Origin of the sequence: Mesorhizobium sp. M0571, from assembly GCF_040320985.1 — a bacterium.
In the GTDB taxonomy this organism is placed as follows: domain Bacteria; phylum Pseudomonadota; class Alphaproteobacteria; order Rhizobiales; family Rhizobiaceae; genus Mesorhizobium.
On record NZ_JAMYQT010000002.1, the window covers coordinates 167,194 to 179,237 of the forward strand.

Here is a 12,044-nt window from a genome sequence, read left to right on the forward strand (position 1 = left end):
CTCCATGTCCACCATAGAGAAACGACCGTTCTACCGCGTCTATCGCGTAACGAAGTACGAGGCCGCTGTTCAGCAGATCGAAGCGGCAATTGCGGCTTTCCATGCTGGTCAGTTCGCAGTGGCGATCACTTTGACCGGCGCTGCGGAGGACATGGCGCCTGGCAAGCCGAGTGGACTTTGGGAATTGCTTCTCAGCAACAGGCCGGTCGAGGAACGAAAAGACTGGGTGTCGCGCCTCAATGAGACCCTCTATTGGCTAAAACACGAACGACCGAATGCCGGCGAGACGCGGAACCTGGCTGCGGTAGAGGCGGGTATTTTCATTCTCCGGGCTCTGGATAAGTGGGAGCCGTGGACGCCTGCGATGCTGGCCTTCAAAGACCTGTGGTTTTCGTCACCGAAGTTGCTTCGGCCTGAAGACTACGCGACGGAAGGTTAAAAAGCCCGCCACCGTGAGGCAGCGGGCTAACGCGGCGGAAAACTTTTCCGTGGCGATCATCCAGCCTTCCGGCGCTTTGGCTGCTTTGTGATCGGATGCGCCGCGAGAAACGTTTCGTCGGCCTCGATCAGTTTGGCAACCTCCGTGTCGTCTATACGAAGGAATCGATGCTTCGCCGCCTCTCGCTTCCACTGGACAGCAAGGCGATCTGGAGCAGGGACGCGGATCTGTTCGGCAATCGCCTGCCGCCATCTTTCAACCCGGTGCTGATCCCGCTGACCGAACTCGGCAGCAGCGCCTGCATCCTCCAGCACCCACTGCGCGTGAAGGCTCTTGGCGAAAAAATAGTCCCGTTCCGCCTTGGCGAGGTCAGTGACGAGACGGGCTTTCCGCCAGTTGTCGCCGCGCGCCCTCCGCATGAGTTGGTTGTGATGTGTGTCGATAAGGACAGCATCCGGCAACGGGTCTAGGCATTGCTGCACGAATGCAGACAACGCCGTTCTGTTGATGGTCGCCCCGGTCATAGCCGCACCAGCACTTCCTGCGACTTGGGGTCGTCGCTCCACATGATGGTTTCGCCATCGTCGACAAGCTCCGGCGCGTGGCTGGGGCAGCTCCTGCGCCGGAGCTATGCGCTCGGCGATGAGTTCGACCCACGACGTTTCTGCCTATTGTCACGACGATATGGCAATGCGGAGCTTGGCGAAGGTACGGCCACTCCCGAGCCATTTGCCAAGGTCCTAGACTGAAGCAATTACAGACCATCGGATGTTCGATTTGGTAACAAGGTCGTCTCGCCAAGAATGCAGACGAGGCGTACTATCAGCCACCGCTGGCTGGGGAGCACAAGACTCTCGCGTTATGCGGGCGCCCTAGCTCACAATCCTGCGGGCGACGTCACCTCTACCGGAATCTCTTTTGCTCGATTCCGATCAAAACCGACTTAGGAAGCACTAACTTTAGGTGAGGAGGCTTTCATGAATAGTCGACTGTTAACTTCAGTTGCTGCGTTCGCTTTCACGGGAGGAGCAACCATCTTCGCCGACATTTCCGCCGCCCAAACTCCCAAAATGGGGGGCGGGTACAAGGACGTGATCGCCATCCCCGTGGACGACCCCAGCGTCAAAGCCATCGCGGGCGCACTCTTCAAGCCTGAAGGCGCGGGGCCGTTTCCGGCAGTAGTCTACATTCCGCAATGCGGGGGGCTGAGTTTTCCTCCTGAGCTTCCGATGGAGAAGATCGTTGTCGATAGCCTGCTGTCTAAGGGCATCGCCACGCTGATCGTTGACCCGTTCACGCCGCGCGGCGAAACGGAGGGAGTCTGCCCGAAACTGAACAATGACAGCTTCGTTCAGTATATGACGCGCCGCGGCAATGACGCTGTGGCGGCGGTGAAGGCCGTTAAAGCAATGCCCGGCATCGACCCCAGCAAGGTCTTTCTGCAAGGCTACTCGTACGGAGCGATAGCGTCGTTGTTCGCCACCGACACAAAGACACCGGGGGCGCACGACACGAGGATTGCGGGGCTGATCGCTTACTTTCCGTACTGCTACGACAACGTCGATCCGTCGGTCCCTACCCTCGTGTTGATTGGCGAGAAGGACGACTGGACTCCGGCGGCGAACTGCCAAGCGGTCAAGGGCAAGGCCAACTTTGAAGTGGTAGTCTATCCGGGCGCTACGCACGCCTTCACGGTGAAGCAGTACAACGTCGAATACCTTGGTCACCATATGACCTATGACGAGAAGGCAACGAAGGACGCTCAGGCCCGTGCCGACGCCTTCATCGCCGAGCATGTAAAGTGAGCCAATGCCTATTTTACGCCGTGGCGCGATGTTACACCCAGCGTGCGGAACGTGAGCGACGGCCGTTAAAGTCGTGCTCGGCAACCGCCTGCGCCCCTCTGCCTCCCTCAGGCGTGTTCAGGCGTAGCGGAATCGCGAACTCGAAGTTCTCGGTTTCATCGATCCCTGGGAGCCGCGAGCCGAAATCGACAACGGACATTCCGCTTTTCATTTTGCCGGACGACGTTGCCAGTCGCAAGACCGCCCCACCCTGGAAAACCCTCCACCATTGGTCGGATAGCGGCGGGGTAATGCTCCCAACTGCAGGCCGCCCAAGCCCATCAAGTTCGTCACCGGAAAACCGCCGTTCGCCAATCTGGGGAAGCCCCGTGGCACTGCGCGCGATTCTTGGTCGGGAGCCCCGGTCCATTCGCGCCTATTTCGAGGAACTCGCCGCAGCGGGCGGCACAGAAGCTGGCTGAAGTATGCCGCTGTTCGCGTGAATGCCGAGGCGTTGGCTGTCGGCAAAACTGGCGAGGCGGCGGATTGAGCCGGCTGTGTAGCGTGCCAACATTGCAAAAAGTGCACTGTCACCGTAATTCTAGCACCGGAGCTCCGCTACCAGCCTCCGCTACCAGCCCAAATGCCTAGCTCGGAAAGCTCGGCGATGTCGCCATAGATCATCGAACCTTTGACGAGAAAACACTTGTCTCCGAGGACTTCGTAGAGTGAGCTTGATGCGGTGCAAACCGGCAGGTTCTTCGAATTGGCGTACGTCCCGAGTGTCGCGGTTTCGACCTTACGGTCCTTGGCTTCGGCATAGCCGATGCTGATCGCGAGGATAGCGATAGCAATGAGAGTCGTCTTGCACATATTTAGCCCCATAGGAGGGGGACTCCTCAACAACCGGCGCTCGATGGCGCAATGGTTAAGCCGCGCCATGCATCAAAGTAGCACCGGCCCATGATGGGCTTCATCCATCGATTGGATGACGAGGGCTCATCTGTATTAGCTAACACTTGACGACACCGACCGCGAATTACGGTGACAGTGCACTTTTTGCGGCGTTGGCACGCTACGCAGCAGGCCTTCGCCGGGGCCGACCTCGCCGGCGCCAATCCAGCCGCCCGCCTCGCGGGTCATGAAGTCGAAATCCTCGCAGCCGAGGCTCGGCATGAAGTCGGTCGAAACGTAATGACGGAGATTCTCGGCGGTATTCAACAATTTTGGCGGACTGGGTCGCGCCACGGCGTAGCGCAAAAATCAGCAAACGGCGCGCCGATGCGGCACTCGTTGACAAGCCTGCCGTGATATGAACAGGATTATACAGGCTCACTGAACAGGTACCCATATGAAGCGGCGCTCGGTTCAACTGTCTCCCGGCACGGGCAAGCCCGAACAGATCGCCACCGTTCTCGAACATGAAATCCGCTCCGGTGTTCTCGGCTTCGGCGACCGGCTGCAAAGCGAGAACGAGCTCGTCCAGCGTTTCTCCGTCAGCCGCAACACCGTCCGCAAAGGCCTCGAGGAACTGTCCAGCCGCGGGCTGATCACCACCAAGGTCGGCATCGGCTCTTTCGTCACCTTCGATGGCAAGCCGGTTGATGACTCCATCGGTTGGTCGCGGGCGCTCGCCAACGCCGGCGCCAATGCCGAGACGCGGACGCTGCGGCTCGAGGTGATCGAGGACCCCGATCTTGCCGCACTGCTTGGGATAGAAAACCCGTTTTTCATCGCTGTCGACCGGGTGCGCACCAATGCCAGCGACGGCCACGCGATCTCCATCGAGCGCAGCCGCCTGCCATTGTCGCCCGAACTGGAGGACGTGCCGTTGCGCGGCCTGCGCGAAGGCTCGCTGCACCAGACGCTGCGCGGCGCCGGCCTCATTCCCGATCACGGCGAGGAATGGGTCGGCATCGAAATGCTCAACGCCGAGGACGCCGCAATCCTCGGCTGCCCGCAAGGCGCGCCGTTCCTGCGGGGTCGCCGGTTGACCCGCGCCGCCGATGACCGGCCGATCGAATATGTGACCAGCCTGCTAAACCCGGCGCATTTTGCGCTGCATATGAGGTTCTGAGTGATGCCGGACGAAACCGGGAACATGACCGATCGGGCCATGGGGGCGCTTCTCGGCGGGGCACTGGGAGATGCGCTGGGCATGCCGACGCAGCTTTTGTCGCCGGCCCGGATTGCCGAACTCTACGGCCATGTAGAGGGCTTCATTGCTCCTTTCGCCGACCATCCCGTGTCGAAGGGGCTCCCCGCTGGAACGATCACCGACGACACCGAACAGGCGCTTCTGCTTGGCCGTATCCTGGTCGAATCCGGCAACCGCTTCGATCATGCGCGGTGGGTCAACGCGCTGCTCGACTGGGAGCGCGACGTCAAGGCGCGCGGCAGCTACGATCTGCTGGGACCATCGACCAAACGCGCCATCGACGCCATCAACAATGGCGTACCGGCCGAGGAAGCGGGGCGCGGCGGCGACACAAATGGTGCGGCCATGCGCATTGCGCCGGTCGGCATCATGATGCCGCCGGAGCCGCTGGACGCGCTGGTCGCCAAAGTTGCCGAGACCTGCCGGGCGACCCACAACACGTCGATTGCCATTGCGGCCGCAGCCGCCGTTGCGGCGGCCGTCAGCCGCGGCGTCGCCGGCGGCGACTGGCGCGCCGCTTCCGACAGCGCCATCGCCGCGGCGAGGAGCGGAGCAACGCTCGGCCATTGGGTGACCGGCGGTGACATTGCCGCGCGCATTGGGTGGGCGCAGGAGCTCGTGCGCGGCAAGGCGACGAAGGACGCGATCCGGCTGATCACCGATCTGGTCGGCACCGGCGTCGCCAGTCAGGAGTCCGTTCCGGCTGCATTCGCGGTGCTGGAAGTCGCCGGCGGTGATCCCTGGCAAGCGGCGGTCATCAGCGCCAATCTCGGTGGCGACACCGACACGATCGGCGCCATCGCGGCCGGCATGGCCGGCGCCTGCACCGGCTTTTCCCGATTGCCTCAGAACCGCATTGCAGACCTCAAGGGCATCGACATAGCGGCGGTTGGCGCGCTCGCCGCCGACCTTGTTTCGGCCCGTATATCCAGGCGCCGTGCGGACAAGACCGGTACAGGCAAGGATGCGGCGGCATGAGCGGGCGTCTCGTCCATGTCGGCAGCGCGGTGGTCGACTATGTCTATTGCATCGACGCCTTGCCGGCGCCGGGCACGGAGAAGACGGCGTCGAGCTACACGCAAGTCGCCGGCGGCGGCTTCAACATGATGGTCGCGGCCAGCCGCACCGGCATGAAGGTGGTGTTCGGCGGCCAGCTCGGCAGCGGACCCAATGGCGACTTCCTGCGCATGGCCTTAGCCACTGAGGGGATCGAGACGCTGACGCCGCCATCGCCCGTCATGGACAGTGGCAATTGCGTCGCCATGATCAGCAGCGATGCCGAGCGCACCTTCGTCTCATGGCCTGGTGCGGAGAGTTTGCTCGGCCTTGACATGATGGCGCCCGTCTCGGTCGCACCGGGCGACTGGGTGTTCACCTCCGGCTATACGCTTAGCTATCCGGGAAGCCGAGACGCGCTTGTCGACTGGATCGAGGCACTTCCGGCCGACACACCGCTTGTCCTCGACCCGACACCTGTCGTCGTCGACATTCCCCGCCCTATCCTGTCGCGGATACTCGCCCGCACCACCTGGTTGAGCTGCAACACGACGGAAGCGGCCGCGCTTGCCGGTCCGGGCGGCGTCGAGACACTCGCGTCACGGCTTCTTAGCGACCACTCCCCGAAGGCCATCGGCGTCGTCATTCGCGCCGGAGCGAAAGGCTGCCATATGCGGCTGGCCGATGGCTCGGCGCAAACGATTGCCGGCTTCGAGGTCGACGCCATCGACACCAATGGCGCCGGCGACACCCATATCGGCGCTTTCGTCAGTGCGCTGGCGCGCGGCGCGCCGCCTTTTGAGGCAGCGCACTACGCCAATGCGGCGGCGGCCATTTCCGTCACCCGCCACGGTGGTTCATCAGCGCCGACCGACCACGAGATCCAGACATTCCTGAGCCATGCCGGCGGTCCGCCGATCGGCCTCCATGGCCGGAAGCAAGAGGCCAAACGCCCGACAGCCTGACAAAGCCCGGGAAGCGGGCAAACACAGAGAGGAACGAACATGCGCATGCCCGACTTGACTGCCCTGCTGACGGCGACTGCCGTCTTCACCTCCGCACTCGCATTTGCCGCCAAGGCCGACGAGGTGCACGTACTCAACTGGAAGGGCTACGGCGCCGACGAGCCGTGGGCCATCGAAGCCTTCGAGAAGGCGACCGGCAACAAGGTCGTCAACGACTTCTTCAATTCCGAACAGGAGATGCTGACCAAGCTCAGGACCAATCCCGGCCTTTACGACGTTGTCATGATCAACGCCGCCTTCAACGACCAGGCGATGGCGGAAAAGCTGATCCAGCCGATCGACACGTCCAAGCTGCCGAACTTTGCCGACATCAGCAAGGACAAGGCCGGATCGCCGATGCTCGTCCATGACGGCAAGGTCTATGGCGTGCCGTGGGTCTGGGGGCTGACGGCGCTCGCCATCAACGAAAAATCCTTCGACAAGCCGCCGACGAGCATCGCCGAAATGTGGGATCCCGCGCACAAGGGCCGCGTCACCATCCGTGATGATGCCGTCGAGGCGGTTCAGTTCGGCGCCATTGCCACCGGCCAGAACATCAACGACATCAAGGATATGGAGGCGGTCAAGGCGAAGCTCACCTCGCTGATGCCGCAGATCAAGACGTTCTGGAGCTCGGAGAACGACTGGAACCAGATGGCTGCCTCTAACCAGATCGACATCGGCACCTATTGGAGCGGCTCGGCCGACCGCGCCAAGACCCATTTCAAGCTGCCGGTCTCGCTCGTGATCCCGCAGGAGGGCGCTGTCGCCTGGCTCGACGCCTTCTCCATTCCGGTCGGTTCCAAGAATGTCGCCGGCGCCGAGGCCTTCATCAACTACATGATCGACCCGAAGTTCTATGTCGAATGGGTCACCAAGGTCGGAGCCCCGGTATCCGCCAACACCAAGGCTGTAGAAGCACTTCCCGGGGATGCGTTCAACCGCAAGGTGATGGGTGACCCGGCAGTCGCCAAGCGCATTCAGTTCCAGGCACCGATCACAGACGCCCAGCGCGAAGCCTATCTGTCGCTCTGGCAGCAGCTCAAGGTCGACGTGAAGTAACAGCAGAAGCCGGGATCAGCCGACCATCCATGTCGGCTGATCCTTCCCTATCCTGGGAGGAGGATGTCATGGCAGCACAGGTTGCAGCCGCGTCGCGCAGCGGATTGAGATCGGCCTTGCCGCTGCTGGCGCCTGCCTATCTCTGGCTGACGGTTGCGATCTTCCTGCCGCTCTCAGCCATGGTCTTCTTCTCCTTCATGACCGACCTGCCGCTGTCGGGAAAGCCGTGGGCGTTCACGCTCGAAAACTATGCCGCCTTCTTTTCACAAAGCCTTTATCTGACATTGCTTGTGGCCTCGCTGCGCCTCGGCCTCGAGGTGACGCTGTGGTGCATCGTCATCGGTTATCCCGCCGCTTATGTGCTGGCCAAGGTGCTGAAAGGCCGCAGCCGAGAGGCGATTTTCCTTCTCGTCATCCTGCCGTTCTGGTCGAACGGGCTGGTGCGCATCTTCTCCTGGGCGATGGTGCTGCGTGAAGGAGGCATTCTCGACACCGCGCTCAACGCCGTGCTGCCGTTCAAGATCAACATCGACCTGATGTATTCCTATCCGGCCGTCATCATCGGGCTGGTGCACTCCTACGTGCCTTACATGGTGCTGACCTGCTACCTAACCCTGCAGGCCATCGATGACTCGCTGATAGAGGCCGGGCGCTCGCTCGGCGCCTCGCGGCTGCAGGTGCTGAATCGGGTCATCATTCCGCTGTCGATGCCGGGGCTGGTGGCGGGCGCAGCGCTCATCTTCGTCCCGGTCGTTGGTTCGTTCATGGAACCGCGCGTCCTCGGCGGCCGCACCGGCACCTTTTACGGCACTGTCATCGAGGACCAGTTCGTCGCCGTGTTCAACTGGCCGCTGGGTGCTGCGCTCTCCTTTATCCTGTTGGCCGTCGTGCTGGTCATCCTGGCGGTTGCCTCGCCGGTGCTGCGGAGGGCTACCTGATGGCGACGACACGTGTTCTCGAATGGCTCGGCCGCCTCTACATCTGGCTATTGCTCGCCTTCCTCTATGTGCCCATCATCATCATGGCGCTGATGTCTTTCAACGTTTCGCCCTTCTACCAGCTGCCATTCGAATGGACGACGGAATGGTATGCCTCGCTGTGGCAGAACGACCAGCTTATCTCAGCCACTTGGAATAGCGTCGAAATCGCAGTTATCACTACCGTCATCTGCGTCGTGCTTGGCTCGGCGGCGTCACTTGCGCTCTACCGCTATGAGTTTCGCGGCAAGAAATTCCTGCAGGCGCTGCTGTTTCCGCCAATCGCCATTCCGTGGCTGATAACCGGCACGGCGATGTTGATCTTCTTCTTCGGCATCGGCATTGGGCGCGGCCTGTTTGCCATCCTGCTCGGCCACGTCGCGCTTGCGCTGCCCTACGTCATTGTCGTCGTGTCGGCCCGACTGCAGACCTTCGCGCCCGAGTTGGAAGAGGCGGCGCGCTCGCTCGGCGCCAATCAATGGCAGGTGACGAACCGCGTCACGCTGCCCTGGATCATGCCGGGCGTCATTGCCGGCGGGCTGTTCGCCTTCGCCGTGTCCTTCGACCAGTTCGTCGTATCCTACTTCCTGTCGACGCCCGGCCAGACGACGCTGCCGGTCGAAATCTACGCCGCGATCCGCAAGGGATTCACACCCGAGATCAATGCGGTCTCGACGATCATCATTGTCGTGTCGATGGCACTGATGCTGCTGACGGCGCGCTTCTTCAAATTCGGCGGAGAGATGTAATGGCCGGCGTCCAAGTAGCGAACGTGTCGCGCGCTTTCGGTGCCCATAAGGCGCTGGACGATGTCTCCATCGATTTCGCCGATGGCGGCTTCTACGCCCTGCTCGGGCCGTCAGGCAGCGGCAAGACCACGCTGCTGCGACAAATCGCCGGCTTCGACTTTCCCGATTCCGGCCGCATCACCATAGGTGGTGAGAGCGTCGAGCGGGTGCCGGTCGAAAAACGGCGCATCGGCATGGTGTTCCAGAACTACGCGCTGTTTCCCAATATGAGCGTTGCCGGCAATGTCGCCTTCGGCCTGGCGGTGCGCGGCGAGCCCAAGGCGGTGATTGCCAGCGAGGTACAGCGCGCACTCGACCTCGTGCAACTCGGCAGGCTCGGCGGCCGCCGGCCGCACCAGCTGTCCGGCGGCCAGCGCCAACGGGTTGCGCTCGCTCGCGCGATCGTCATCCGGCCGCGCGTGCTGTTGCTTGACGAGCCACTCGGCGCGCTGGACAAGGCGCTGCGCGTCGACATGCAGATCGAGCTCAAGCGCATCCAGCGCGAGATCGGCATCACCACCATCTTCGTCACCCACGACCAGGAAGAAGCGCTGACGATGAGCGACCGCATCGGCATTCTGCGCGATGGCAAGCTGGTGCAGGAAGGCCCGCCCGAGGAGATCTACGATCGGCCGAAGAGCGAGTTTGCCGCCACCTTCCTGGGCGACGCCAACATCCTTCGCGGCGACAGCACGGGCAACGGCATCCGCCTGCCGGACGGCACAGCGATTGCCGCCGGCGCGGGTGCCAAGCTTGCCGCTGGCGCCAAGGCAAGCTGCGCCGTGCGGCCCGAACGCCTCCGCATCTTCATTGATGCCGAGGCTCCGGATGCGGCCAATACGAATGTGCTGCGAGGGCAAGTGTCCAAACGCATCTTCGCCGGAAATAGCAACACTTACTTTGTCGAGCGTGCCGGCCAGACGCTCAAGGTGATTGTGCAGAACACCGGCGCTGGCAGGCTGGCGGAAGGTCAGGACGTCGTGCTGAGCTGGTCGCCAGAAAGCACGGTCCTGATCGCGGCGGGTTAGATTGGCAATCACCGTCGATTTTGTCGTCGGCGTGGCCGCGGTGACCTATCCGAACAAGGGTGGCGGATTTTACCAAGACGCTGCTTCGCGGCCGCTCCTCTCGCTTGTCGTGGTGACCATGGGCATGCCTTCCGTTCTTTACCGGCTCTGGTTCCTCGGCCACGGCATTGCCGGCATGCGGCGCAGCATCCTCGGCGCATTCATGCACGGCTCGACCTCAGCGCGGCAGATCGACGGCGCCGATGGGCCTTCCGAGCCCTCTATGGCGTTATAGGTCTTGGCACCGTCGGCCCCCTTAGCGGAGCATGACGCAAAAGGCTGAAACGCCCCCCTTTTCGCCGGCAGCTCAGCCGCTTTCCATCGAAGGGCTTTCAAGGTGGTAGGCGCGTGAGCCCGTTCCTTAGTCCGAAATGATTACTTGCGCTGTAGCTAATGTAGTTACAATCGTATCAAGCCGGAAGCCGCATCGACCGGCCAAGCGCAAGTACTGACTCCGCCGCTGTCTGAAGACAGTCGACCACATTTTTTGCGGCGCGCTCTAAGGGGGAAATCCAATGAGATGGACGATTATTTGTGCGGCACTTGTGATTGCCGGATCCACCGCCACCGTTGCGCACGAGAAGAAGATGGTGGTCAGAACAGAAGTAACGTCAGCCTGCCCCGACCTGTCAGGCACGGTCAAGAAAAAGAGGGAAACAGAGTTGGATTGCCGTTCAACCGGAACTGTCTCCAGCGCAGTCCCGAAAGACAAATCGGAGCCGCGCCTAGGCTACGAAACGGTTAGTCCTGGGATCATATCAATCTTTTAGCTCACAAGCGGCTACGAAGGCGAGCGCCGGCGTGATGCGCTGCCCCTCCCCCTGCGATTGTTCCTTCGATCGGCGACAGCAACGAACGATCTGTGAGGCGGTACTGCCCCAAGCGGATGTTGTATCACTGTCTTGGTCTGTCGGATGACGAGATGAGGCCGGCGCCAGCTATAGGAACCCTGCGAACTGCGATGCGAACATCCTGCTGCTGTCCAACCAGAAGATGTCCGCCAGTGTCGTAGACGACCAGTTTGGGCCTTGCACGGCCCTCCACTCCGGTAACAACAGGCAACCGCAATATGGAACGGTCGCCTGGCCCTCTGCATAGCCCTTCAGATGCGTCTTTGATCATTGCTTGAGGAACGCGCCCGTGTAGGTCTGGCCGGCAAGCGTAACGGTTCCGGCCAGGGCTCCGTCGGGCCGCATGACAAAACTGACGTCCGCGCCATTCGGTAGGCGCTCGAGCATCAACGTGCTCCCTACAATTCTTCCAGCGCCGGCGGCCTCTCCCGGATAGTTGTCGCCCAGATTTCCCCACGCATAGGTGACCGTCACCTTCCCATTGGAAGAAATCGTCTGAACAGCAAGTTTGGCGTCATACATCCCGTCCAATCGTCCGGCCCATAGACCCGAAAAAGCAGCATACTTTGTGGGAACGCCCTTGCCAGGGGGAGTGACTGTCACGGATTGATCCAAGATTGCTGAGCCGGAAGGAACAGCGGCAGGATCCAAGGCAGGTTGTGAAGGAATTCTATCAGGTTCTAACGCAGGTTCGAGAGTGGCGGGTTGCGGCGTTTCAGGAGCCGATTGGCACGCGGCTAAAGCAAGCGCCGCGAAGCCAAGCATTGCGTTGCACATTCGGTGTGCCATCTTCTGGTGCCCCGGGCCATCTTTGAGTCTAGCGCAGGCCGACCTTATCACGCGTTTTCACAACCTGTGTCTAGGCAAGGTATGTCGTACGACAGCGGCTCGTCGAAAAGGAGCCTTTGGTGCCACGCC

At 61.7% G+C, this 12,044-nt stretch carries 13 protein-coding genes; 11 read left to right on the forward strand and 2 right to left on the reverse strand.

Annotated features, from left to right (window positions below; all coding sequences use genetic code 11):
- The first annotated feature begins 4 nt into the window (after positions 1 to 4).
- From NKI85_RS03295 to NKI85_RS03305, 3 genes are all read left to right on the forward strand, one after another.
- On the forward strand, positions 5 to 439 hold the full coding sequence (locus NKI85_RS03295; RefSeq protein WP_352775949.1) for a hypothetical protein: 435 nt from the start codon (positions 5 to 7) through the stop codon (positions 437 to 439).
- A 95-nt stretch (positions 440 to 534) separates the two neighbouring features.
- Positions 535 to 909, forward strand: a complete 375-nt coding sequence (locus tag NKI85_RS03300; protein ID WP_352775952.1) for a hypothetical protein — start codon at positions 535 to 537, stop codon at positions 907 to 909.
- Between the two features lie 507 nt (positions 910 to 1,416).
- Positions 1,417 to 2,244, forward strand: a complete 828-nt coding sequence (locus tag NKI85_RS03305) for a dienelactone hydrolase family protein (RefSeq protein WP_352775954.1) — start codon at positions 1,417 to 1,419, stop codon at positions 2,242 to 2,244.
- 597 nt (positions 2,245 to 2,841) lie between these two features.
- Here NKI85_RS03305 and NKI85_RS03310 read toward each other — a convergent pair.
- Positions 2,842 to 3,096: a hypothetical protein gene (locus NKI85_RS03310; RefSeq protein WP_352775956.1), complete on the reverse strand. Its 255-nt coding sequence runs from the start codon at positions 3,094 to 3,096 to the stop codon at positions 2,842 to 2,844.
- 478 nt (positions 3,097 to 3,574) lie between these two features.
- Between NKI85_RS03310 and NKI85_RS03315 the strand changes: the two genes are divergently transcribed.
- The 8 genes from NKI85_RS03315 to NKI85_RS03350 all read left to right on the forward strand — a co-directional run bounded on the left by NKI85_RS03315 (position 3,575) and on the right by NKI85_RS03350 (position 10,510).
- Positions 3,575 to 4,300 carry a GntR family transcriptional regulator gene (locus tag NKI85_RS03315; protein ID WP_352775959.1) on the forward strand — a complete coding sequence of 242 codons (726 nt, stop codon included), beginning with the start codon at positions 3,575 to 3,577 and terminating at the stop codon, positions 4,298 to 4,300.
- Positions 4,301 to 4,324: 24 nt separating this feature from the next.
- Positions 4,325 to 5,359, forward strand: coding sequence for an ADP-ribosylglycohydrolase family protein (locus NKI85_RS03320; RefSeq protein WP_352775962.1), 1,035 nt, complete (start codon positions 4,325 to 4,327; stop codon positions 5,357 to 5,359).
- Entirely contained in the window at positions 5,356 to 6,342 is a 987-nt protein-coding gene (locus NKI85_RS03325; protein WP_352526100.1) for a PfkB family carbohydrate kinase, read from the forward strand. Before NKI85_RS03320 ends, NKI85_RS03325 begins: the two co-directional genes overlap by 4 nt.
- Before the next feature lie 39 nt (positions 6,343 to 6,381).
- Positions 6,382 to 7,443, forward strand: coding sequence for an ABC transporter substrate-binding protein (locus NKI85_RS03330; protein WP_352526102.1), 1,062 nt, complete (start codon positions 6,382 to 6,384; stop codon positions 7,441 to 7,443).
- A gap of 68 nt (positions 7,444 to 7,511) precedes the next feature.
- Positions 7,512 to 8,381 carry an ABC transporter permease gene (locus NKI85_RS03335; protein WP_352526104.1) on the forward strand — a complete coding sequence of 290 codons (870 nt, stop codon included), beginning with the start codon at positions 7,512 to 7,514 and terminating at the stop codon, positions 8,379 to 8,381.
- Positions 8,381 to 9,169, forward strand: coding sequence for an ABC transporter permease (locus tag NKI85_RS03340; RefSeq protein ID WP_352526106.1), 789 nt, complete (start codon positions 8,381 to 8,383; stop codon positions 9,167 to 9,169). Before NKI85_RS03335 ends, NKI85_RS03340 begins: the two co-directional genes overlap by 1 nt.
- Complete coding sequence (locus NKI85_RS03345; RefSeq protein WP_352526107.1) at positions 9,169 to 10,236, forward strand: ABC transporter ATP-binding protein; 1,068 nt, start codon at positions 9,169 to 9,171, stop codon at positions 10,234 to 10,236. The genes NKI85_RS03340 and NKI85_RS03345 overlap by 1 nt, the downstream gene beginning before the upstream one ends.
- Before the next feature lies 1 nt (position 10,237).
- The gene (locus tag NKI85_RS03350; RefSeq protein WP_352775968.1) at positions 10,238 to 10,510 is read left to right on the forward strand and encodes a hypothetical protein; all 273 of its coding nucleotides are present in this window, start codon (positions 10,238 to 10,240) and stop codon (positions 10,508 to 10,510) included.
- An 883-nt stretch (positions 10,511 to 11,393) separates the two neighbouring features.
- On the opposite strand, the gene NKI85_RS03355 is transcribed toward NKI85_RS03350, so the two are convergent.
- Positions 11,394 to 11,648 (reverse strand): hypothetical protein, encoded by a 255-nt coding sequence (locus tag NKI85_RS03355; RefSeq protein ID WP_352526110.1) that lies wholly within the window; start codon positions 11,646 to 11,648, stop codon positions 11,394 to 11,396.
- Positions 11,649 to 12,044 lie beyond the last annotated feature (396 nt).